Here is a 22,954-nt window from a genome sequence, read left to right as displayed (position 1 = left end):
TGCGTAACTCAAGAAAACGATTTCAAATATCATTTCAACCATAGTATACATTTACTCACGCTATATTTCAATAACTAAATCATAATATTTATTATTATTCACCAATAAGTAACAAACGTTTGCACAAATTTGTTTGAAACTTCAATTTTTACGTTATAATTGATTAGTTTTATTTAAAGTTAGTGTGAACATGGAGCGCTACCGAAAATTATGCACCGCCTCCTGCGGGATGGTGCTGAGCGAATCAACACAGCCAGCAGAGCTCAACTCTGCCATTAGATCCCACGGGAACCTCTCTATGACTCGCCCGCTAGGTTACCTGAAAATCTTTATTCAAAAGTACACTCATACAACATTCATTATATAAAAAGTACAAAATCAATCGAACGTAATGCCTACAGTTAAAAGCAAAACCTGCTTTCATGTTTGTTGGTGGCGAAGTGAATCGGGTTTCGCGATGTAGTTTTTGTATAATAGTGCGACTCAGTGTGCTAAGTTATGGCTTGAAGTTAGCTGGTTCTTCACCTTGCGATTACAGCATTTACTCTCTTTTTATTTGTACTATTTCTGATGGATTCGTTTAGATTGTGTAATTTGACTTATTCTTTCAATTTATTAAAAAGACCTAATGGTATTTTTGTCCTATAAATGCTAAGCTTAATGTAGATTTTTCTAAATCAGGGGTGACTTTTGTGCGTTTATTTTTTTTACTGAGTTTCTTATTTTTATTAACTGGGTGTAATGAAACAAACTCGGTTGACTCTTTATCTGAACCTGTCATAGTCTCAAATAATCACTTGCAGATTGAATTAAAAGAAATCTCTTCTACTTCTTATCAAGGTCATACAAGTGAAAAAGTGACTTTAAACGTAACACCTATTAACAGTCACTACGATATAAATGATGATTATCATTATTCAGTTGAATTACACACTAAGGACACATCCTTTACACCTATAGATAGTGAAGCTACCGTAACAAATGATGGGCTGCAACTAACTGCCTATTTTGAAGAATTTAAGGATGAACCGATGGAGAATTTGGCTACCATTGTTATCGTAAAACCTACTTATTATTCTCACCATATTGCATTTACTGATGTAACGCATGAGACATTTACATTATTCGACAATGATTTTTTTGTTGATGAAATTGCAATCGAACAAAATACGTTGACATTAAACGCTATAGATATCCATCCGATTAAAGGCTTAGATATAGCTATTGAAATAGAAAATGAACTCATATACCCAGCTTTTTCAATGACCGATTATGAGGAGGATGGTCATAGGTTATCGGCTACTTACGAATTCATGCATGACTTGCCCTCCTCCTTTCATTTACACTTTAAAAGGAATCAGCTCATTGAACCAACATGGACATTTACATTACCGATTTTAACTGAATAAAAAAGACAAGTTCGATAATAACTGAACTCGTCTTTTTTTGATCTTTATTCTATATAGGATAAAGTAATTTCCTGTTTGGGAAATTGCTCTACTAAATTTTGTTCTAACGTAGTTAATAAAGTTGTCTGTTCATACCCTTGTTCCAATAAATACACATACATTTCTTCTATGTAGGGGAGGATCTCTTCACTATAATAAGCGGCAAAATGAAAGGCACCATCTTGGAGTTGGTAATCACCTTCCTCAAATTGATCATACAGCCCAACAAAATCAATCATCTGTATAGATACTTGTAATTCAAACTCAGTACCCTCAGCAATCTTAAATCGGTCGTAAAACCCTAATGTATATAAATGGTAAATAACCATTGGATTCTCAGTTGAAATTACTCGTGCTTGTTCGACCTCGACCTGCTCTGTACGCTCGTCGGTGACAACTAGATCTCCTTCAAAAACTTTCAAAGTAAATTGCTCTTGAAAAGCAAAGTAAATACCGATAAATAAAACCGTCAATACTACTGAAGTCACCATTTCCATTCTTTTTGTAATTAACTTGTCTTTTTTCTTAAGCCATTTTTGTAACGTTAAACTCGAAATAAATATCAAACCAATAAATACAATAGCAATAATTGTCCAATATGTAATTTCACTTATTAAAAATGTCAATTTATCCACACTCACTTTATCCTTGATCCAATTTAGGAAACTTCTAATAGTTTATCATAATATTTATGATTTCTAAATGATAAAGATAAAGTTAAGTCATTTCGCTACATAAAAGAAAAAGCGACAATTTCCTCGGAAATAATCGCTTTTTCTTTTTTTAGTTATTCCGCCTTAATGGTAATGTCACACACCTAAATGAACCACCTGATTTTATAATCTCTGAAAAATCGATTTCAATAACCTCAAACCCACGCTCTATTAACTTTCGGTTCGTTTGTTCATTTTTAGGTAAAGCAACTATCTTTCGGTGCCCTAATGATAAGATATTGACCGCTAAAGAAAATTGCTCTTCGTCGTCTACTTCAATACAATCATATTTACGTTGTATGATCTTCAAAGATTCCTCGTTGATAGCAGGCGGATATATGAGTGCCTCTGATTCAGAAATGGGATTAAATACACAATCAAGATGTAAATACTTCTCATCAAAATCAATAAGATGAAACGAGTGGTTTGGATGACGCATTTGAAGAAGTTCTAAGGTTACTTTAGCTGTTCGACCACTGTTTCCAATAAAAACATCTGATTGCGCAAGAACAACATCTCCACCTTCAATAGTACCTGCTTCTATTTCATGATACGGTATCTTCTCTTGCTGTAAAAATTGTAAAAGTTGTTCTCTTTCTTTTTTCCTAATATCTCTTTTCAAATGACCTACATATAAAGTATCTTCAATAACAAAACCAATATCTCTAGTGAATACCTGTTCCGGACATTCTTCATTAGCTGATATTAGCATGACATCTACACCATGCTTCCTCAATGTTTCAACAAGCATTTGATGCTCGGATTGAGCAATTCCTCGATTGATATTAGCTTTTTTATAATGTGCTTGTATCTCATTAATAGCCTCTTCTATAGACATATAGGTTGGTTGACAAAGTACAACTTTTTGTAGTTGTTCATATTCCGTCAGACATTGTATTTGAATCATCTTCCAAATCCTTTCTTAATATGAAGAGTTAGTATGATGTATAAAAGTAGTGGAATATTGAACAAAATGGAAAGTACGTACATATAGTAAAATGAAATCGTTTCCTAGGAGGTATATCTGTGATTTTCCAAACATACCGTATGCAACAGTTACTTCATCACGACCCAATTCTACGTAGTACTTATCATGAAATTTTTGCCTATATTAACAATGAAGAACAGGCATTACGTTTTCTCTTTGAGCAATATGTGATAAAAGAGCCTATATTCCAAAATGCTTACCTTCATTTAACTCATCCTAGTTAACGGCGTGGAATTAAACGTATAATTAACAGAATTAAAGCAATGACCAATAATATATTGATTAAGCCACCTGCAATTTCGAAACTAAATCCAAGTATCCATAAAATAATTAAGATTACGATAATAGTCCACATACTGTTCTCCCACCTTCCCAATTTTTTTATTGCTTTAAATCAATCATTCCACCCTGAGGGGTTTTTGAAACATGTTAAATTCATTTATCTTATTTTGTCTCATTTTCATTTAAATTATAAAACTAAAAAAGAATCGCCTATATGGCGACTCTTTTTATTCTTCAAACGTTAATAACAACTCATACCCATTTTCAGATATAATCTTCCCGTTTTTATGTTCATGAAGGTGGACTAAATAATCATTGGTAGCATTCATAAATTGCTCTTTGTCATAATTGATTAATGCTTGCTCAATCAACTGATTAATCTTATTTTTTTTATAATGGTACAACGAATATTCTAAAATGGCCTGGGCATATAAAGATTGAACAGTTGTTTCAGAACGGTTTTGCAAATTTTTTATCACATGTAATTGCTTTAAAACATTCTTATCCATAGCGAATTGGTGATTCATCTCGTATCCCTCCATTATAACCTTTTCAAAAATATTCCCATATTTCCTAAGATTTAAACCAGCCCTTTAATGAAAGCGTTTCCTTTTATTATTATATTAACACTATTTTGTTGAATTTTCAAACATTATCTACTTTACATTTAGTTTTAAAAATAGCTTGTGATTTGCCAATTTTTCGCAAATCACAAGCTTATTAATGGATGTACCAATTAATCGATTACACGCATCGTATCAATTTCTTCTAATGTAAAGTGGAATACTTCTTTTAAATCATCTTCATAAAAAATCATTGAATTTGTTATATCATCAATTTTGATCAATCTTCCAATAAATTGACTACGCCCATGAACAGGAGATGTCGTTTCTACCTTTACTAATTTATTTTGTTCTAGCCATTGGTTTAATAACATACGATACCTTTCCATCTTACTCACCATCCTTAACACTCTTATCTACTAAAACATAGTTTTCTATAAAGGACTAGATACAAACGTCCTATAAATAAATCTTCTTGCAATTTTAAAAAGATATCGTATAATAAGAACGTACGTTCTTATGTATGAGGAGGTTTAAAAATGGTTTCAAATGAAGATTATACGCTTATTCAACGATATATTATATTAAATACCGTTCGCAAAGCTCTTGAAATGGATTATACAAAAATTGAACAGCTAGCAACTAAATTCAAGCCTTTTTACCTCGCCCAACAAACGTTAATCTTAGATCAGGTAAGTAAGGATTTAATGCCTATAAAGAAATCCATGCAAAAAAAACATATTAAAATTGGACCTTTACGAGTCGTTGGTCTATTTAGTGAGTACCAATTTCATATAAATGGTTACGAACAAACGAACAAGATTTTGAATGTCCACTTACGTAACCAGGCTTTTGACTATATTAAAACGTTTTATACGAAGTAGTTTTGTATGAAAGTGACTTATGGGCAATCGGTTGTGCCTTGAAGTTAGCTGGTTCATGATTCCCTTCGCACCTTTTCTTGCAGATGCTCCATGGTTTGGCCTCTGCATCTTCACGCTAACCACCTTTTTGTGCAGATGCTCCATGGTTTAGCCTCTGTATCTTCACATTAACTGCCTCTTTGTGCAGCTACTCCATGGTTTGGCCTCAGTATCTTCACGTTAACCACCGCTCCATGGTTTAGCGTTTGTATCTGAACAAACCTTTATTAATCGTTAAGGCGATAGCTGACTTTTATCTTTGTTGGTGGCGAAGTGAATTGGCTTTGCCATGTGTCTTTTTGTATGAAGGATGCCTAATGTAGGGGCTTGGTCTCTACGGTTTACTGAACATGTATGGAATTTATTGATAGGTGGTTATAATGAGGGGCATTACGTTCGTGAGATACAAGGGTTTTTATTTCTTTTGAGCTGATCAAAAGCTGTGTTGAGCAGCTTTCCCTAACAGTCAACACAGCTTTATCTCATTTCTATAACCTTACTCTTTAGAGCGTATTTAGACTAATACTTTTTGAATAGCTTCAACCACTCTGTCCGCTTGGAATGGCTTGACAATAAAGTCTTTCGCTCCATTTTGTATGGCATCAATTACCATTGATTGCTGTCCCATTGCTGAACACATAATGACTTTTGCACTAGCGTCCTCTTCCCTAATTTTTTTTAGTGCCTCAATACCATCCATTTCAGGCATTGTAATGTCCATTGTCACTAAATCAGGCTTAACTTCCTTATATTTAGCAATAGCTTCTTGTCCATTAGCGGCCTCACCAGCAATATCATAGCCATTTTTCGTTAATATATCCTTAATCATCATTCTCATAAAAGCAGCATCATCTACGATTAAAATTGAAGCCATTTTAGTTCCACCTTTCGCTCGCAAGCTTATTCTTTATCAATTAATTTTTCTAAATTTAAAATGGTATACATCTTATCACCAATCTTAACGACACCATTCAAATATGAGACTTGATTGCTACCAACCACCTCTGGCGTCGGTTCGATATCACTGTTTTCAATATCAAAGACATCTTTTGCCTCATCAACGATTAAGCCAAAGTCGATTTCATCTTTTTGAATGACTAGTATCCGAGTAGCATCATCATTATTTTTTTCAGCGATCCCAAATCTTAAACGTAAGTCAATGACTGGAATAATAACGCCACGCAGGTTCATGACTCCTTTCATAAAGCTATCTGCGTTTGGGATTCTAGTAATAGGTAGCATCCGTTCTATAGATTGGATATATTCTACAGGTATTGCATAATCCTCTTGCTCAATTCGGAATGCAATAATTTTTGTTTGTTCATACTCCACCAAAGTTTGAGTCATAAGAACAACCCTTCCTCTATTTAATTAAAGCGTTGGAATCAATAATTAAAGCGACTTGACCATCACCTAAAATTGTTGCTCCAGAAATTGCAAATATGTTGGTTAAATATTTACCTAATGATTTCAAGACAATATCATGCTGACCAATCAAGCGATCGACGACAAGACCGGCCATTTTATTCCCTTTTTGAATGATAATTAATGATAGATGCTCAGCGTTTTCGTCCTGTGAATTCACATCAAATACTTCGTTTAGGAAAACTAAAGGAATCACTTTCCCTCTAAAATCAATAACCTGCTTATTGTGAACCGTATAAACATCTTCTTTAGCAATAATCGCTGTTTCTACAATAGAAGTAAGTGGTACAGCATACTTCTCCATTCCTAATTCAATAAGCATGACATCAATAATAGATAATGTCAGAGGCAATTGAATAGAAAACATAGAACCTTGCCCTAATGTCGATTGAACAGACACACTTCCACCTAGAGATTCAAAAGTAGTTCTTACCACATCGAGACCTACTCCACGCCCAGAAATATCGGTAATCTTCTCTGCCGTACTAAAACCAGAAGAGAATAAAAGACCATACACTTCTTGATCACTTAAATGGTCGATTTCAGATTCAGAGATTACGCCATTTTGTAACGCCTTCTTTATAACGTTCTCTCGGTTGATACCTCTTCCATCATCTTCAATCTCAATAAAGACATGATTGCCACTATGATAAGCTCTTAGCGTAATTGTACCAACCTCAGGCTTTCCAAGCGTCTTTCTTTCTTCAACTGTTTCAATACCATGATCAATAGAGTTCCTTAATAAATGTACGAGCGGATCACCAATCTCATCAATAATGGTTCGATCAAGCTCCGTTTCAGCCCCAATAATCTCAAGGTTTACCTCTTTATTTAATTCTTTAGAAAGATTTCTAAGCATCCTTGGGAACCGGTTAAACACCTGCTCTACTGGTGTCATCCGCATCGTTAAGATAATTTCTTGAAGGTCAATTGATATTCTAGACATATGCTCTACCGTATCACTTAACTCGGTATCTTTTAATTCGGTAGAAATTTGTTCTAAACGACCTCGGTCGATCACAAGCTCCTCAAATAAGTTCATCAGTTTATCTAGACGTTCTATACTCACTCGAATCGTTTTTTGAGAATCCACTTTTTTTGTATTACCTGGTTCTGGTTGTTGTTCCTTTTTTTTATTGATTTGTTGGCCATCAGCCTTCGGTTCTTCAATTCGATTCTCAATCCCTACATTCTCTTCTACTGCCTTTAATTTATTTTCTGTTAAGGAAATGATATTAACCTCTGTTACCTCGGAGATATTTAACAAATTCCTTCTAATTTCCTCTTCTGTTTCTTTCGTCACAAAAGTGACTTGGAAAGTTAAATCAAATTTCTCTTCTTCCAATTGCTCTGTTGAAGGATTTGCCTTCACCACTTCTCCATATCTTTCTAGTGTTTCAAAAACCATATAAACCCGTGCCGCTTTTAACATTGTTTGCTCATCTAATACAACTTGAATTAAAAGGACAGAATATTGTTGCTCTAGTGATTGAAGCAGTACAGTTCGCTCGAATTCATCAAAACTTTCATTCAACGAACGAGTGATTTCCTGATTTGCATCACTTTCTGTTACTTCTACACGACTATCGGTAGCTTTTCCTTCGACTACTTGTTCAAGTAACTGATTAATGGAGCGTACATCTCTTTTACCATCTCCACCTGCTGCAATGTCCTGAACCATACTTTCTAGATCATCGATTGCTGAAAATAAAACATCTAACACTTGTCCATCCGCTTCTTTCTTTTGCTGACGAACTAAATCTAAGACATTTTCCATGTTATGTGTTAAATGGGCTAAGTCTTCAAAACCCATTGTTGCCGCCATACCTTTTAGCGTATGAGCTGAACGAAATATCTCATTAACAACAGATATTTGATTCGGTGTTTTTTCTAATTCTAATAAGTTATCATTTAATGCTTGTAAGTGTTCCTGGCTTTCATCTAAAAATACATCTAAATACTCTGCATTAATCAAGGAAACAACCTCCATTTTCCTATGAACCTCTTAATTATATCGTCAATATTTTTTAAATCCTCATATCGATTTACGACAATTTATATAAACTGCCCCAAAACACAACAAAACAACTAATACTTTTATACTATATAACAATCCCGTAAGGATCAATAGTAAAAATTGAGGTTCTTTTGGTTTTGTATGAAAGTGGACTTAGGGGCGATGGTTTGTGCCTTAAAGTTAGCTGGTTATCCATCTTGCGATAGATGACTTAACAGGTCACCGCTCCCAGTTTAGTCGTGCGAACTCCTGATGGTGATGAAGTTGTATGAAGGGCCAACTGTTTAAGATGTTGCCACTACTTTCATCTTTGGTGGTGGCAAAGTGAATCTGCTTCGCCATGGGCGTTTTGCTCGGGCTTTCTCTCTCTTTTTCCGCTCGCAACCCCGTGATTCCGCGTTTGCTCGGGCTTCCTCTCTCTTTTTTTCATCTTACTTACCGCTCAGGTTTCTTCACTCTTTTTTCCAATATTCCTTACTCAGGTGACGAAAAAAAAAAAAAATCAACCCTCGTTTTGTTTTCGAGGGTTGATTTTTTTAATTCTGGTAACAAGCTGTAATTGAAGGAATGACTTGTAGGTTTGGTACTTCTTCATTATGTCCATGTGGTTGGATATACATTGCTTTCGTACCTAAAGAAAGGGCTGGTGCAATTTCATTAATAAAATTATCACCAATCGATAGAACTTCATGAGGTTTTACTTCGTATTGTTGAATGAGATGCTCAATTAATCCTTTTGTATATGTAGGTTTTTTGGCAGAGGTAATCACGTGCTCGAACACTCCATCTAAATCAAGTTCCTTTAATAAACGACCTACATCTTCTCGGTCACTATTAGTCATTAACACGATATTCGTTTTTTCTCTTAATTCAAGTAAATAATCACGTAAACCTGTTAATTTCTCAATTGTAAATTGGTCAGAAACCATATATTCTTTTGTAGCTAGATAACTGCTATAGCAATCTTTAACGCCATAATGCTTAGCACAAGCAAATGGTAACCACCAGCCATCCCCAATCGCTACCAAATGTTCAAAATCAAACTGCTGTGCCCCTGGATATAACTGCCGCAATTCCTCTACCCCTAATTTTTCACCATTCCATTTATAAGCCGCTGTTACAAATAAGTCTAATGGATTAATCGTTAAGATTAAATCTCGATTCACATCATAGACTTTGCCGATAGAAACGAGATGATTCCCAGCTTTCATCTTTTCATATTCAGTCATAAAGTCTTCTTGCTTTTCAACAGCCACTTTATTCTTAAGATGATTTGCGTAGTAGTCAAAATGGTCAGTTCCTTCATATAATGTTCCGTCCAGATCAAAAATAACTAATCTTGCATTTATTAACATTTACTTTTCCCTCCTTCTACTATGTTTTTTAAGTATAATACTAAAAACTCTTATTTTACAAAAAATTTACGTAAGATTGATATTCTCCCATCATTTTTAAGGGATTATAAAGAATATAAACTTTGTCAAAAATTATCCCAATTTAGTGGATTTTAACTATTTAGACAAGTATAATAAAAATGTTAGTTTTCAAAAAATTTTATTTGGGGGTAATTTTTTCATGTCTAAGAAAGTACTATTAACACTCTTCACTTTACTGATGGCAACTGTTTTAGTAGCCTGTGGTACTTCGTCAGGCGATGGTGACGGTCCAATCGTTTTAGGTTTTGTACCTTCTACTGATTCCGACAGAATCGCAGATAGCATCGAGCCATTAGTTGAACGTTTAGAAGAAGAGTTAGGTCGTGATGTCGAAGGACGTGTTATGACTAACTTTAGTGGTCTAGTAGAAGCAATGGGCAATGACCAAGTACATATCGGCTTCATTCCTGCATTTGGTTATGTCCAAGTTACAGAGCGTTACGATCAAGTTGAAGTTTTTGCAAAATCTATCCGTCACGGAGAATCGACTTATCGTGCTCAATACACAGTTCGTGCCGATTCAGGAATTGAGAGTTTAGAAGATTTAGAAGGAAAGATTTGGGCTTTTGCTGATCAAGGCTCTACAAGCGGATACTTATTCCCTGCAGCACAATTTATGGATGATTACGGTGTAACAGATCTTGACTCATACTTTGGTGGTCAAATTCAAGCCGGTTCACATGATGCTTCCCTTATCACAGTTTTAGAAGGCGATGCTGACTTCGCAACAACATTTGAGGATGCACGTACAAACATTGTCGAAGACTATCCAGAAGCGATGGATGAGCTTGTTCAATTAGATTTTACTGACGCGATTCCAAATGACACAATCAGTGCCAATACAAACCTTTTAAGTGAAGAAGAAATTGAAGAGATTAAAAGTATTTTCTTAAGCTTTAATGAAGATGAAGAAATGATTGCGGTTATGGATGAAGTTTATAACTGGACAGGACTAGATGAAGCTTCTCATGATGAGTATGAAATCGTTCGTTCTGTTTATAAAAAATTCCAAGAGCAATTTGATTAATACTGTTAATCAATAAGTGCAAGCTAACTTAGATTAGATAGCTTAAATTAGACTGCTTGAGCACCTATTTTGTTTAGATAGGCAGTACTTCTCAACAGTCTAAAGGGGAGAGAACCTATTTCTCTCCCCTCTTATCATGTTAACTCATCTCCTTACCATGATAAGAGGGTCTTAAATACTAGTAGTAACCTCTTAATATATTAATCTCGAATCTATCGTAAAGGAGTAATAAGGATGATTGAATTCAAAGACGTTTCCCTTGTTTACCCAAATGGAACCCAAGGTTTAAAAAATGTCAATATAACAATAAATCCGGGTGAATTTGTTGTGGTCGTTGGTTTATCTGGGGCAGGAAAATCAACTTTAATTCGCAGTATGAACCGCTTAGTCACACCAACAGATGGAGAGCTACTGATTGATGGAGAAGATATTCTAAAATATCGACAAAGCCAATTACGTAAATTACGCACAAAAGTAGGAATGATATTCCAAAATTATAATCTTGTCAAACGTTCTACTGTAATGAAAAATGTTATTTCAGGTCGCCTCGGTCACACGGGCACGTTACGTAGTTTACTTAACCTCTATCCAAAACAGGATGTAGCATTAGCTTATCGTAGTTTAGAGCGTGTCAATATTTCGGAAAAGGTCTATCAACGTGCTGACCAATTAAGTGGTGGTCAACAACAGCGTGTTGCGATTGCCCGTGTTTTAACACAACAACCTAATATTATATTAGCCGATGAGCCAGTAGCTTCTCTTGATCCACCAACGTCTCATCAAGTTATGACCTACTTACGTAAAGTCAACAAAGAAGATAAAATTACGACCATTGTTAATCTACACTTTATCGATATGGCCATGGAATATGCGGACCGTATTATCGGTATGCGTGCAGGTGAAGTTGTCTATGACGGTCCAGTAAGTGATGTCAATGAAGCTACGTTTGAGGAGATTTATGGAAGAAAGATTCGGGAGGATGACCTTGTAGGAGGTTCTGATGATGAGTAAACAAAAGAACTTAGCATTACAAGGTATTACTTCAAATAAAGCCAAATTCAAAATTACGACGATCTTTGTAATCATTGTTGGATTTTATATTTTCACATCCACACAAACCAATTCATCACTTTTACATTTATGGGATGGGAGAAACGGTTTTATTAGAATTGGCTCTGAGCTTTTTCCGCCGAATTGGAATTATGCCTCAACAGTGTGGAATCAATTAGTAGAAACGATACATATGGCAATTATAGCAACAACCATTGCTGCACTGCTAAGTATACCTATTAGTTTATTATCAGCAGCTAACTTATTCCATAGCCCTTTTATTCATCAGCCGGTACGTTTTATCATGAATATCCTGCGTACCATTCCTGATATTCTCCTTGCCCTTATTTTTGTTGGAATTTTCGGCGTTGGTGTATTCCCAGGGATTATGGCGTTAATCATCTTTTCATTAGGGTTACTTGCCAAATTAATGTATGAAACGATTGAGTCAATTGATATGAATCCAATCGAGGCAATTCGAGCTTCAGGAGGTAATACACTACAAGTTATTACTTATGCTGTTGTTCCACAAGTGTTGCCTCAATTTGTTTCATTTGGTTTATATGTATTTGAAGTCAACGTCCGAGCATCTCTAGTATTAGGTTTTGTTGGAGCAGGCGGTATCGGTCTTCTCTTAAACCAACAAGTTAGTTGGGCGAACTATCCAAATGTCATGACGATTATTGTCATCATCTTTGCAACTGTTGTTGTGATTGATTATATCAGTAATAAAATAAGGGAGAGACTAATATGACAGAACTTACGTTACCTCCTAAACCAAAGAAAAATTTATGGCAGAAGATTAGACCTTTTATAATCGGTGCCATTCTTATTGTCATTTATGTTTGGACTTTCACTAGTATAGATATACGCTGGGAACGTGTTTTTAGCCAACATACCATTGATAGTATGTTTCGGGTTATTCCACAGCTTTTCTCTCCCGATTGGAGTTCTTTTGGAAAAGTCATGAATCTAATGTGGGAAACACTATTAATGGCCTATACAGGTACATTAATGGCTGCGATTCTAGCGATTCCATTTGGCTTTTTTGCTGCTAGTAACATGGTCAAAAGTAAGTTCTTAAATACAGCTTCTAAGTGGGCATTAAATGCCATTCGTGCCTTTCCTGAGCTCGTGCTTGCGCTTATGTTCGTAGCAGCTGTTGGCCCAAGACCTTTTGCCGGGGTTATTGCAATTGCGATTGGTTCGATTGGTATGCTAGGTAAGCTTTATAGCGAAGTTATTGAATCAATTGATATGAATGTCGTTGAGGCGTTAGAAGCAAATGGCGCCAACAAATTACAGGTACTTTTTTACGGTATTATTCCACAGATTATTCCTGAATTCCTGTCATATGCACTTTATCGATTTGAAATCGATGTGCGTGCTTCGACGATTTTGGGGATTATCGGAGCAGGTGGTATCGGTACGTTGATTACCATTGCGACTACGAACCGAAATTGGCCTGAGGTTGGGTTGATTTTAGTTGTTATTATTGTCGTGGTTACAACGATTGATATTGTCAGTGCTCAAATCCGAAAGCGTTTAGTGTAAAAAAAAACGGAAAGTTTACAGCCTAATGGATGGCTGTGGCTTTCCGTTTTTTGTGTGGAGGTGTACTTAGGGTCGATAGTTCGTGCCGTGAAGTTAGCTGGTCATCCATCTTGCGATAAATGACCTTAGCAGTAAAGTGCTCCCTGTTTGTTCATCCGACTCCTGATGGTAATCGAGTTGTAAACGTGCCAACAGTTTGAACAGTCGCCACTACTTTCATCTTTGTTGGTGGCGAAGTGAATGGGGCTTCGCCATGAGTTTTTTTGTGTGGAGGTGCGAAACTTTCAGGCTTTTCCTACAACACTCCAGCCCTTTTCCGCTGTTTATGTTGTTACTCAAATGACTTTAGTTTCGTAGCCAATCTGACTTTGATTGGGCTTCTTTCTTGCGGCGTTTGAGCTCTTTAATATGGGTCTTTAGTTCGCTCCATTTTTCTGCTGGGTAGTCAATCGAATGAATTGGCTCTCCTCGATCTCTAAATACAAATAACGAAGCTTGATTAACCTTTTGCTCATTTAATTGTTCATAGGCAAGCTGATAAAGTAAAAGTTGTGGTCCATATTCTTCTAACAGCTCTGCCCCCGTTTTATCAAACTTATTTGTCTTAAAGTCAATTAAATGAATCTCTTCATTTTTTGCGACAACTTTATCAATTTTACCAATCAATATAACCCCTAGATCGTTCAGAGTAAGCTCGAACTCCCATTCACTAGCAACGACTACTCCTAGCTGCTGACGACGTTCTACATTGTATGTTTGAAGTAGAGAGAGAAGTAATCGCTCGATATCACTCCTAGATTCAGAAGCGACTTCATATAATACTTGTTCCACCGCTTTCTCTTCTGTCACGCCTTGATCCAACCATTCACAAGCCTTGTGCATGAGGTTACCAAATTCTTTCGCAGGAATAGATAGGTTTTCCTCGCTGTCTATTGAAGGGCGAAAACGTTGACTCTGTGGGAATGAACCGTCTTCCATACCTAAAACATGCTTATAAAAGTATTTTGATTTATCATAAATAAAATCAACGACCTCTGTTACAGATATATTCATCAGCATCGGTTTTTTGTGCAAAATATCAATGGGATCAAAGGAGTGAATATCGGGTTTGAAAGGCATTTCACTCCTACTTTGTTTCGTTTCCTCAACCAATGATTTGATAGCACTGTCTGGCTGATAATTAACTGATTCAATCATTTCTAGCCATGATTGTTTGCTATATTTTTCTGAACCGATTAATAGTAAATGATCACGAGCCCGTGTCGCCGCTACATAAAATAAGCGCTTTTCCTCTTCCATTGCCTCGAGCTGCGAGAACTCCTTCACATAGGAATATCCAAGTGACTCTATACTTGCCTCCTCCGTATCTTCTACCTCTTCGTCTGACTCTAATTTAAAGACAATACCTACATCGGAGTGAAAACGAATGACACCCGTATCCGTACGAGGACGACGATCTAGCTGCGGTAAGCATACAATTGGAAATTCGAGTCCTTTAGAAGCATGAACAGTCATGATGGAGAGGGCATCACCACCAAGACGCTCAACCTCGGCCTCACCTTCTTTTTCATTTAACTGCTTCCGCTTTACAATGACTTCTACCATTTCTTCATAAAGCCTACAATTCTCTTCATCTAAAAGACCAATCAGCTTTTCGAGGTTTTTAACCTTTTGCCGTCCATTTGTTTGAATTAATAAGCTATCTCTTAATCCAATATCCCGAATCATTTCTTTTAAATAAATCGCCGTCGTTGTCTGAATCAAACAAGGCACATAATGGCGTAACCACCTTTGTAACGTCCTTGCTGCATCATAAATACGCTCACCCGTACTAAAAGAATTTTTTAAGGTATACGTGAATTGTGCAAGAGATTGTCCCTCCTGGCACAATTCTTTCATTGTAAGTAGCTCATTAAGCGTTAAACCAACTAACGGACTTCTAAGTAATGCCGTTACATATAAATCTTCATAAGGTCGATTGAGCCATTGTAAAAAGTTGATAAAATCAATGATTTCTTGTCTTTGGAAAAAAGCGACTCCTCCGTAAACGGTATAAGGAATCTGATAGTTATTTAAAGATTGCTCTAATTGCATGAGTTGTGTCCTCGTTGGTATTAAGACCGCGATATCCTTCCAGCTTGGCCTCCTCCATTGATCACCCCTATGGACAAGAGGTTGACCCTCATTTACGATTGCTACCAACCTTTGTGCCAACGAATCATATTGATTTTCATCCTCTGTTGTCTGAATCAACTCGACGCTTTTTTTCTCGGTATCCTGTGAAGTCCTAGCTGCTTGTAGAGCGGTATATTTCGTTTCAAAAGCATACCCAGCCTTTTCAGCCATGACAGAAGAAAATAATTGATTGACTGTCTCAATAATCGGTTCGGTTGTTCGGTAATTCATATTCATCAAGATGGTTTCGCCGTCTAAAGCTTCTTCAGCCTCTAACTCCAATTGATTCATTAATGAAACATTCGCACCACGGAAACGATAGATAGACTGCTTCGTATCACCGACAATAAAACGGTACTCAGGATTAATCCGGTGAAGCATTTTAAGTTGAAGCTGGTTCGTATCTTGAAATTCATCAATCATCATATGCCGGTATTGCCGTCTACATGCTTCGGCAATATCTGGATGGTTTAAAAGACCAATTGCTTTTTGCTGTAAATCAGAAAAGTCAACGAAGCCCAAATAATTTTTCTGTTCCTGATATTTAGCATCAAATTGTTGAATGAGCTCAAGAAAATCAAATAAAGTCTTTTTCTCTAATTCAGTGAAGCCTATTTCCTTTTGCCCCTTGCCCCACCAGCTCTTCAAAGGCTTCCACTCATGCTCAAACAATTCATATAAAGGAGGAATTTGCTCCATCCATTTCTTATCGACTCTTGATGGCATACACCCTGAACAAATTGACATATACTGATCGGCTGTTAATTGTGGATGAAGCGTTGCAAAATCACGTTCGATATTGGCAACGTGCTTTTTTTGAGCAGCCGTTAATTCTGAGTAGTGGACGAACTGTCCAACTAAAGATAGGGCCTTCATATGGAACTCTTCTATTTTTTTCTGCCTATCATTCTTAACAGCTTGCAATTGAGCTTCCAACATAGCTTGAGGAGTCAACTCTTGAATACTAGACGAACCAATATACCATTCACGCATTTGTTCATAAGTACTGAGAATATAATCGGTTAATGAATCTTTCGATAAGTATTGAAAGAAAGGCTCCGCTAGGCTAATAAAGGCTGGTCTTTGAAAAAGTCCTTCCATAATATCAGCTTTTATCTCACTTGCATGTATCTCATCAAGAATTTTAATTCGTGGTGGTAAATGGGCTGTAATCGCATTTTGAGATAATAGCTGCTGACAGAAACTATGAAAGGTTGCGATAATCGTTCTTTCTAATGCCTCCTTTTGCTTTTGCCAATAGTCCTTCTCGCCGTCATCTCGCGCTTCGTATATTTTCTCAAATACGCGGATCCTAATTCTTTCCTTCATTTCCCTTGCAGCTTTTTCCGTAAAAGTTATCGCGACTATTTCATCAAGCAAGACGCCCATTGGATGGCTCGGATTTCTTCGTTTTAATTCACATAAGTAAATAATCCGCTCGGTTAACACCCGCGTTTTCCCTGAGCCAGCACCAGCAGATACAACGACAAATGGACTCTCACTAAAAATTGCCTGTTCTTGTGAAGGGTTAAACTTCATGGGAGTCACCCCTTTCCTTTTGCTCATCGCTTACACGGCATATCGGTTTAAATGGGCAAAAATCTGAACAATCTAATGGCTTAACTGGATATTCCGTATAAGAACCTCGCCACAGCTCCTCTACTTTTCCCTTTAATTGATTTTCATCTAAATATGCCTCAGTTGCCCAATTCTCTTCTTTATTTGTCGTTCTTGTTGAAATATAAAAGGGAGAATCCTTCGTAACAAGTTCCGGCCTCCATACCCCATTACCTGCTCGTTTTTCTGGTTCCTTTAATGAAATATAAGAAGCACCATATCCCTTCATCTCTTTATTGTGTAAATAGCTTAACTGTAACGAAATGGCATAGGCGTAAAGAGGCAGTTGTAACTTTAACCCCGATACGATATCCTCTTTTTTGATTGAAGCATTCCCCGTCTTATAATCATAAATGACAAAGCCGTTTTCATCACTGTCGACTCTGTCAACCTTGCCTTGTAAGGTCAATGTCTTATGATTAGCTAGCGGCAAGTCAAAATGAACCTTCTGCTCAAGATGTTCAATTTTCATTGTGGGAATACGGTCATTATTAAAGAAATGTTTCTTTTCTGCTTGCCACCATTTACGTAATCGTTTTAACCATTGTTTCTTCAGTAATAGTAAATCCAATTGTGAGAGCTCTGCATATTGTCTAGAGATCTCTTCCCAACGTTTTTCAAATTTATCCTCAACTAAAATGGGTACTTGGGCTTTTATTTCTTCTGATATTTTTGCAAAGGGAATACCAACAATACCTAACTCCACATAAATTTCCTCAATGAGATCATGTACCATTGAGCCCATATCGAGCGGCGACACTTGTTTGCTTTGCTCTAACGGCTCTTCAATTTGCAACTCTCTTTCCATTGCATACTTAAAAGGACAACGTGCATAAGCTTCTAATGCCGTCACTGCTACTTCATTTTTTCTTAGACGCTGTTGATGTCTTGGCATAATGGATTCTTCAAAACTCTCTACATGTTGAATTCGGTTACGGTACTGATGTAACTCTTTTGGAATCTCATTTTCTGGAATCACGTAAGCTTTTCCCATATAGTAGGCGATCAGCTCATAACGCTCATCTTCAGTTAGCACCTCTTTATGACGACTTCGGACTTCAAAATCCCAAGTAACTTTTTCCAGATTCAGTGTTACTAATAATGGTGATGGTAAAAGTGGGTTCTCTTGGTCAAGGCCTTTTATATAAGAGAACGTAATATCATCAGCTACAAAAAATAATTGCTGAAAAAAAGCTTCTTGGCTTTTTCTTGCAAGCTGCTGTGTCGGTACTCCATTCAAAATAGGTAATTTTTGCAAGTCTTTTTCATGCAAATAACCAGATAGCTGGCGGTGAGCTGGGAAGATCCCTTCATTCATTCTTAATACGAATAGTTTCTTTCCTTTAAATAAGCCGACATCCCGCCAATTATGAATGACAACCCCATCAGAAGGCGCTCTTTCTATAAAAATTTCCGTTGTTTGTCCGATTTCTCTTAGCCATTCTTTGAACAATTCCTGGTCCATTAATAATGCCCCTAACCCCCTTTCTTTTAAGGTCATGATATGGGTAGCCAGTTTATTTTCAAAATGCTCCAATGCTTTCCACTCTATTGATAGTGCTTGCAGAAGCTTGATATCCTCTTCTTCTTCTAAGATGTGTTTCCATTGATTTTTCCAATTCAGCTCATCTAAAAATTGTTGTAAAATTTTTAAGTAATCTATGAAAGAGGCCTTTTTCGGCCAAGCCCATTGAATTAACTTTTGATACCGTTCGTTAATTTCAGGATGATTAGCTTGTCCTTGTTCAATAAAAGCTTGTTTCTCTACTACATACTGATCTGGTTTGATAAATGAAAGAGCTAAAAGTTGCTCAAACACTTGCACATGTTCCCACTTCGAATAGGAACCAGGCTTTTTTTGAAAGGCGACTTCAATTAAATGATACAGGCTTGATTCGTAAAGAAACTTCTTTTTCGGAATTTGTAATGGAATGCCCATTTGTTCAGCATACCAGGCTAGCTCAGTATTTTTTTCACGTTCGTCTGCAAGAAGGATAGCATGTTCCGAAAAAGGTAAAGAAGAACGTGCAATCTCATCAAGAACCGTCCTCATTTCTTCTTCATTTGTTGTTGCTTCAGCCAAACGATAATGTCCATCCCTCTTTGAATCTTCCTCGTAATGGTAATGATCAGCAAAACCCATCTGTTCCAATTCCATTTTTGTTTGTTCTACAATAGAAAACGATTGATTATTCGGCAAGTAAATATCGATCGGCATCCCTGCCCCCCCCAAAGAGCGGATCACTAGGTATTGTAGTGGATTAAAACTATAAAACCCATCAATCACCAATTTAAAACGCTGAATAGGGAATTTTTCAATTAGCTCAATGGCATACAAAAGCTGATTCTCTGGATCATAAAGACCATTCGCTTCTAAAATCTCTTTTTCATATTCTTGAAATAACCCTTTTAATGCTAATAAAGGCGTAGGTAAATCTTCGAGTGACAAGCCTAACCGTTTAATTTGTCCATAAGTATCTGCGAATCCTTTTGCACGTCCCTTAGAATCATACAAATCAAATTGAGTATGATGTCGCTCCGCAAATTGTTGAAAAAATAAGGTACGTTCCTGCTCAGAAATGGATACCATCTTTTCCTGTAATTGTTCAATGATTTTTTTTGCTAATTCATCAAAATTTAAATAATGAGGCCCTTTTTGTCTTTCTGAAGCTTCTTTTAGCCAGGTACTTGAAGGCAAGACATAATATACCTTCATTTCCTCCTTGTTCTGTTCCTGTGCCGCCGCCTTTAGCCGATGTGGAGCAGCAAATTCTAAAAACGATGTGCCGTAGATGCGGTGCATGTTTTCACCCCTTTAAGAAAGCTTGTTCATTTTTCTCATATCAGTATGTAAAATACCATCGTGTAAATAAGGATCTGAAAATGGTTCAAAACCGAAAGATTGGTAAAATGAAAGTAAATAGGTTTGGGCTTGAATCACGATGGATTCTTGCAAACAATCCTTTTCTAAATACGCAATCGCATGGTTTAATAATTCTCTGCCAAAACCATCCCGCCGATATGGTTTAGCCACGATCACACGCCCAATCGAGGCTTCTTTTCCATAAGCACCAGCTTCAAATAAACGACTGTAGGCTTTAATGGAACCATCCTGTTCTTTTATAAAAATATGTTTGGCGACTTTATCAGCTCCATCCACTTCTTCATATGGACAATTTTGTTCAACAACAAAAACATTAACTCTTAAGCGGATGATTTCATAAAGTTCATCCGTGCTTAATTCATGAAAAGATTTTAATTGCCACTCCATCTTATTCCCACCTATTCACTTCTTAAATTTTATTCATAGTTTACCATAAAAAAAAGCCTAGCTTCGACTAGCAAAGCTAAACCCTTTCTTCTTTAGAAGCTTATAACTCCAAAGCCCATTAATGGGACAACAACGAGGATGATGATAAAGATAATCCAAAGGACGACTGTATTGGCTAACTGTCCTCTTTTCGCTTTTCCTAATAACATTTCCATTAAACCAATTAACACTATGGCTAATAGACCTTTTACGATATAAATGGTTGCAAATCCCCATAATGCACTTAATAGATAAACACCTGACACGATCATGATGACATAGAATAATCGTAAAATCATGTGTACAATTTTGCCGCCTTTAGCTTTTCCACCTTTTAGTAAGAAAAACGCGATTAGAAATAATAAAATAGTAATTGCCCATGCACTTGAATGCAGGTGACTAAACATCGTTTCCATGATAAATCCTCCTAATTTCGAAAATCCTCTTCAATATAACTACTTTCTTATTATAATCGAACTTGTTCTAATAATAAATGATTGTGCTTCCATCGCCATAGAATAATCATTTTTGTATGCTTCGAGACAATCGCATGGAGCTGAGCTAATTGGTGCAAACAGAAGATCTCAGCTCTACCACTTCGTCCCACGAGAGTCTCCGCATATTTTCATCCGCTGGGTTACTGCTAATTCTCAAGTTCAAAATCATTCTTACAAAAATTATTAAAATGAATAAGAAAAAGTACAAAGTGAATGAAAAGCCACCAAATAATGAACCTAACGGAATTAGAGAAATTTTGAACGGTTCAAAAACTTTTATAATAATTTTTGTCCGAAGAGTGAGCCGATGAGGGCTACGGCGGCTTCTGCTGTTTGATTTTTTTGATCAAGGATTGGATTGACTTCTACAAACTCAGCTGATGTTATGATATCAGCTTCAGCAAGCATCTCCATGGCTAAATGGCTCTCACGATAAGTAATTCCACCTTTTACAGGAGTTCCAACTCCCGGTGCTTCTAAAGGATCTAGGGCATCTAAATCAAAACTTAAGTGCACACCATCCGTATCTTTAGAAACGTGGGCAATTGCTTCTTCCATGACTCGTGTCATTCCTAATCGGTCAATCTCGTGCATCGTATATGTTTTGATTTTCAGCTGTTTAATTCTCTCCTTTTCACCATCATCTAATGAACGAATGCCTATTAAGACAATATTCTCAGGCTTTACTTTGATAGTTGTTGAACCAACGCCGAGTAGTTCTGGCTCTCCATAACCTAAGCTCACCGCTAAAGGCATACCATGAATATTACCTGATGGAGAGGTGTCCATTGTATTTAGATCACCGTGAGCATCAAACCAGATTAGACCTAAATTCTCTTTCGTCTCAGCTACACCTGCTATCGTGCCAATAGCTGTACTATGATCGCCACCTAATACTAATGGAAAATAGCCAGCTTCTTCTGCCTTTTTTATTTGTTTTGTTAATGCTTGACTTGCCGCTACAATTTCCTTTAAATATCTTAATTTCTGTTTTTCTTCTTTTCCTTTAATTATTTGGATGTCTCCGTGGTCCAACACTTCATCCGCCAAATCCTGTAAGTTATTCTCTAGGCCAGCATAACGTATCGCACTTGGCCCCATGTCGACGCCTCGACGAGTTTGCCCTAAATCAAGGGGTACTCCTATGATACTTACTTTTGTTCTATTCATTTAGCCACCACCTCGTGAAATAATCTCACAAACTATATTCTACATAATATTGTGAAATACCTTTTTGTATGAAAATGTACGAAAGATGATATACACATCTTCGATGATCGCTCCGGGAATGGGTTGGGCAGGCTTCATGGTTAGTGAACTTCTCACACAAAATAAATGAATGAAAAGTCAACAAGCAAAAACTAATTGAATGAAGTTCCAACAGTTAAAGTGCCAAACATCACTTTCATCTTTAGTGGTGGTGGAGCGCTTTTGACTCCACCATGCGGGTTTTGTATAAAAGTTTAATGGGTGATGAACTGAATCTCGTCAAGTTCACTTCCAGTATGACAGGTTACGACTAATCATTAAGCTCAAGAGCTCATTGTGACATCATGCCCCTTGAGTAACTGTCACGTTCAGCCGTTTTCGGGTAGTTACTCCAAGGTTTGGCGTCAGCATCTTCACATTAACCTCCTCTTTGTACAGTTACTCTAAGGTTTTGCCTCCGTATCTTCACATTAACCTCCTTTTTGTGCAGATTCTCTAAGGTTTTGCTCCGTATCTTCACATTAACCCTCTCTTTGTGCAGATACTCCGAGGTTTTGCCTCCGTATCTTCACATTAAACCCTCTCTTTGTGCAGATACTCCGAGGTTTTGCCTCCGTATCTTCACATTAACCCTCTCTTTGTTCAGATACTCCGAGGTTTTGCCTCCGTATCTTCACATTAACCCTCTCTTTGTTCAGATACTCCGAGGTTTTGCCTCCG

At 36.8% G+C, this 22,954-nt stretch carries 22 protein-coding genes; 7 read left to right on the top strand and 15 right to left on the bottom strand.

Translation table 11 applies throughout. From position 1 onward, the window contains the following. The first annotated feature begins 692 nt into the window (after positions 1–692). Positions 693–1,409 (top strand): hypothetical protein, encoded by a 717-nt coding sequence (locus PQ479_RS11345; protein WP_047990435.1) that lies wholly within the window; start codon positions 693–695, stop codon positions 1,407–1,409. Positions 1,410–1,453: 44 nt separating this feature from the next. Here PQ479_RS11345 and PQ479_RS11340 read toward each other — a convergent pair whose 3' ends face one another. After that, positions 1,454–2,083, bottom strand: a complete 630-nt coding sequence (locus PQ479_RS11340; protein ID WP_047990434.1) for a hypothetical protein — start codon at positions 2,081–2,083, stop codon at positions 1,454–1,456. 148 nt (positions 2,084–2,231) lie between these two features. Further along, entirely contained in the window at positions 2,232–3,068 is an 837-nt protein-coding gene (locus PQ479_RS11335) for a dimethylarginine dimethylaminohydrolase family protein (protein ID WP_047990433.1), read from the bottom strand. A 119-nt stretch (positions 3,069–3,187) separates the two neighbouring features. Between PQ479_RS11335 and PQ479_RS11330 the strand changes: the two genes are divergently transcribed. Continuing rightward, entirely contained in the window at positions 3,188–3,373 is a 186-nt protein-coding gene (locus PQ479_RS11330) for a hypothetical protein (protein ID WP_047990432.1), read from the top strand. Here the strand turns inward: PQ479_RS11330 and PQ479_RS11325 are convergent. The 3 genes from PQ479_RS11325 to PQ479_RS11315 all read right to left on the bottom strand — a co-directional run bounded on the left by PQ479_RS11325 (position 3,370) and on the right by PQ479_RS11315 (position 4,383). Next, entirely contained in the window at positions 3,370–3,504 is a 135-nt protein-coding gene (locus tag PQ479_RS11325; protein WP_273716985.1) for a lmo0937 family membrane protein, read from the bottom strand. The two genes, PQ479_RS11330 and PQ479_RS11325, sit on opposite strands and share 4 nt — an antisense overlap. Before the next feature lie 154 nt (positions 3,505–3,658). Further along, positions 3,659–3,958, bottom strand: coding sequence for an IDEAL domain-containing protein (locus PQ479_RS11320; RefSeq protein WP_047990431.1), 300 nt, complete (start codon positions 3,956–3,958; stop codon positions 3,659–3,661). 209 nt (positions 3,959–4,167) lie between these two features. Continuing rightward, positions 4,168–4,383 carry an LSm family protein gene (locus tag PQ479_RS11315; RefSeq protein ID WP_047990430.1) on the bottom strand — a complete coding sequence of 72 codons (216 nt, stop codon included), beginning with the start codon at positions 4,381–4,383 and terminating at the stop codon, positions 4,168–4,170. Positions 4,384–4,533: 150 nt separating this feature from the next. Here PQ479_RS11315 and PQ479_RS11310 point away from each other — a divergent pair, with 150 nt between their 5' ends. After that, positions 4,534–4,878, top strand: a complete 345-nt coding sequence (locus PQ479_RS11310; protein ID WP_047990429.1) for a YhjD family protein — start codon at positions 4,534–4,536, stop codon at positions 4,876–4,878. Positions 4,879–5,431: 553 nt separating this feature from the next. On the opposite strand, the gene PQ479_RS11305 is transcribed toward PQ479_RS11310, so the two are convergent. The 4 genes from PQ479_RS11305 to PQ479_RS11290 form a co-directional block, all read right to left on the bottom strand. Beyond that, positions 5,432–5,791 carry a response regulator gene (locus tag PQ479_RS11305; protein ID WP_047990428.1) on the bottom strand — a complete coding sequence of 120 codons (360 nt, stop codon included), beginning with the start codon at positions 5,789–5,791 and terminating at the stop codon, positions 5,432–5,434. 26 nt (positions 5,792–5,817) lie between these two features. Continuing rightward, complete coding sequence (locus tag PQ479_RS11300; RefSeq protein WP_047990427.1) at positions 5,818–6,264, bottom strand: chemotaxis protein CheW; 447 nt, start codon at positions 6,262–6,264, stop codon at positions 5,818–5,820. Positions 6,265–6,280: 16 nt separating this feature from the next. Beyond that, positions 6,281–8,317 carry a chemotaxis protein CheA gene (locus tag PQ479_RS11295; RefSeq protein WP_083991358.1) on the bottom strand — a complete coding sequence of 679 codons (2,037 nt, stop codon included), beginning with the start codon at positions 8,315–8,317 and terminating at the stop codon, positions 6,281–6,283. 578 nt (positions 8,318–8,895) lie between these two features. Further along, positions 8,896–9,714, bottom strand: coding sequence for an HAD family hydrolase (locus PQ479_RS11290; protein ID WP_047990425.1), 819 nt, complete (start codon positions 9,712–9,714; stop codon positions 8,896–8,898). Positions 9,715–9,934: 220 nt separating this feature from the next. Here PQ479_RS11290 and PQ479_RS11285 point away from each other — a divergent pair, with 220 nt between their 5' ends. The 4 genes from PQ479_RS11285 to phnE (PQ479_RS11270) all read left to right on the top strand — a co-directional run bounded on the left by PQ479_RS11285 (position 9,935) and on the right by phnE (PQ479_RS11270) (position 13,426). Continuing rightward, positions 9,935–10,822, top strand: a complete 888-nt coding sequence (locus tag PQ479_RS11285; protein ID WP_047990424.1) for a phosphate/phosphite/phosphonate ABC transporter substrate-binding protein — start codon at positions 9,935–9,937, stop codon at positions 10,820–10,822. A 234-nt stretch (positions 10,823–11,056) separates the two neighbouring features. Then, complete coding sequence (phnC, locus tag PQ479_RS11280; RefSeq protein WP_047990423.1) at positions 11,057–11,833, top strand: phosphonate ABC transporter ATP-binding protein; 777 nt, start codon at positions 11,057–11,059, stop codon at positions 11,831–11,833. Further along, the gene (gene phnE / locus PQ479_RS11275; protein ID WP_047990422.1) at positions 11,826–12,626 is read left to right on the top strand and encodes a phosphonate ABC transporter, permease protein PhnE; all 801 of its coding nucleotides are present in this window, start codon (positions 11,826–11,828) and stop codon (positions 12,624–12,626) included. The genes phnC and phnE (PQ479_RS11275) overlap by 8 nt, the downstream gene beginning before the upstream one ends. Then, positions 12,623–13,426 carry a phosphonate ABC transporter, permease protein PhnE gene (gene phnE / locus PQ479_RS11270; protein ID WP_047990421.1) on the top strand — a complete coding sequence of 268 codons (804 nt, stop codon included), beginning with the start codon at positions 12,623–12,625 and terminating at the stop codon, positions 13,424–13,426. Before phnE (PQ479_RS11275) ends, phnE (PQ479_RS11270) begins: the two co-directional genes overlap by 4 nt. Positions 13,427–13,771: 345 nt before the next feature. Here the strand turns inward: phnE (PQ479_RS11270) and PQ479_RS11265 are convergent, their stop codons facing one another. The 6 genes from PQ479_RS11265 to rocF all read right to left on the bottom strand — a co-directional run bounded on the left by PQ479_RS11265 (position 13,772) and on the right by rocF (position 22,195). Further along, complete coding sequence (locus tag PQ479_RS11265) at positions 13,772–17,140, bottom strand: UvrD-helicase domain-containing protein (protein ID WP_047990420.1); 3,369 nt, start codon at positions 17,138–17,140, stop codon at positions 13,772–13,774. Next, positions 17,130–20,021 (bottom strand): PD-(D/E)XK nuclease family protein, encoded by a 2,892-nt coding sequence (locus tag PQ479_RS11260; protein WP_047990419.1) that lies wholly within the window; start codon positions 20,019–20,021, stop codon positions 17,130–17,132. Before PQ479_RS11260 ends, PQ479_RS11265 begins: the two co-directional genes overlap by 11 nt. 12 nt (positions 20,022–20,033) lie before the next feature. Beyond that, positions 20,034–20,489, bottom strand: coding sequence for a GNAT family N-acetyltransferase (locus tag PQ479_RS11255; RefSeq protein ID WP_047990418.1), 456 nt, complete (start codon positions 20,487–20,489; stop codon positions 20,034–20,036). 92 nt (positions 20,490–20,581) lie between these two features. Then, on the bottom strand, positions 20,582–20,944 hold the full coding sequence (locus PQ479_RS11250) for a DUF1516 family protein (protein WP_047990417.1): 363 nt from the start codon (positions 20,942–20,944) through the stop codon (positions 20,582–20,584). A 50-nt stretch (positions 20,945–20,994) separates the two neighbouring features. Continuing rightward, the gene (locus PQ479_RS11245) at positions 20,995–21,135 is read right to left on the bottom strand and encodes a hypothetical protein (RefSeq protein ID WP_273716984.1); all 141 of its coding nucleotides are present in this window, start codon (positions 21,133–21,135) and stop codon (positions 20,995–20,997) included. Between the two features lie 166 nt (positions 21,136–21,301). Next, positions 21,302–22,195 carry an arginase gene (rocF, locus tag PQ479_RS11240; RefSeq protein WP_047990416.1) on the bottom strand — a complete coding sequence of 298 codons (894 nt, stop codon included), beginning with the start codon at positions 22,193–22,195 and terminating at the stop codon, positions 21,302–21,304. Between the last annotated feature and the right edge of the window lie 759 nt (positions 22,196–22,954).

Origin of the sequence: Alkalihalobacillus pseudalcaliphilus (assembly GCF_028610675.1) — a bacterium.
Lineage (GTDB): Bacteria > Bacillota > Bacilli > Bacillales > Bacillaceae_D > Alkalihalobacillus > Alkalihalobacillus pseudalcaliphilus.
This window is presented reverse-complemented; position numbering and strand designations above follow the sequence as displayed.

Bases quoted from the DNA above. Each gene is read 5' to 3' on its own strand.
- PQ479_RS11335 (WP_047990433.1), bottom strand. From the start codon at position 3,068: ATGATTCAAATACAATGTCTGACGGAATATGAACAACTACAAAAAGTT.
- PQ479_RS11325 (WP_273716985.1), bottom strand. From the start codon at position 3,504: ATGTGGACTATTATCGTAATCTTAATTATTTTATGGATACTTGGATTT.
- PQ479_RS11320 (WP_047990431.1), bottom strand. From the start codon at position 3,958: ATGAATCACCAATTCGCTATGGATAAGAATGTTTTAAAGCAATTACAT.
- PQ479_RS11315 (WP_047990430.1), bottom strand. From the start codon at position 4,383: ATGGAAAGGTATCGTATGTTATTAAACCAATGGCTAGAACAAAATAAA.
- PQ479_RS11310 (WP_047990429.1), top strand. From the start codon at position 4,534: ATGGTTTCAAATGAAGATTATACGCTTATTCAACGATATATTATATTA.
- PQ479_RS11305 (WP_047990428.1), bottom strand. From the start codon at position 5,791: ATGGCTTCAATTTTAATCGTAGATGATGCTGCTTTTATGAGAATGATG.
- PQ479_RS11300 (WP_047990427.1), bottom strand. From the start codon at position 6,264: ATGACTCAAACTTTGGTGGAGTATGAACAAACAAAAATTATTGCATTC.
- PQ479_RS11290 (WP_047990425.1), bottom strand. From the start codon at position 9,714: ATGTTAATAAATGCAAGATTAGTTATTTTTGATCTGGACGGAACATTA.
- PQ479_RS11285 (WP_047990424.1), top strand. From the start codon at position 9,935: ATGTCTAAGAAAGTACTATTAACACTCTTCACTTTACTGATGGCAACT.
- phnC (WP_047990423.1), top strand. From the start codon at position 11,057: ATGATTGAATTCAAAGACGTTTCCCTTGTTTACCCAAATGGAACCCAA.
- phnE (WP_047990422.1), top strand. From the start codon at position 11,826: ATGAGTAAACAAAAGAACTTAGCATTACAAGGTATTACTTCAAATAAA.
- phnE (WP_047990421.1), top strand. From the start codon at position 12,623: ATGACAGAACTTACGTTACCTCCTAAACCAAAGAAAAATTTATGGCAG.
- PQ479_RS11265 (WP_047990420.1), bottom strand. From the start codon at position 17,140: ATGAAGTTTAACCCTTCACAAGAACAGGCAATTTTTAGTGAGAGTCCA.
- PQ479_RS11260 (WP_047990419.1), bottom strand. From the start codon at position 20,021: ATGCACCGCATCTACGGCACATCGTTTTTAGAATTTGCTGCTCCACAT.
- PQ479_RS11255 (WP_047990418.1), bottom strand. From the start codon at position 20,489: ATGGAGTGGCAATTAAAATCTTTTCATGAATTAAGCACGGATGAACTT.
- PQ479_RS11250 (WP_047990417.1), bottom strand. From the start codon at position 20,944: ATGGAAACGATGTTTAGTCACCTGCATTCAAGTGCATGGGCAATTACT.
- rocF (WP_047990416.1), bottom strand. From the start codon at position 22,195: ATGAATAGAACAAAAGTAAGTATCATAGGAGTACCCCTTGATTTAGGG.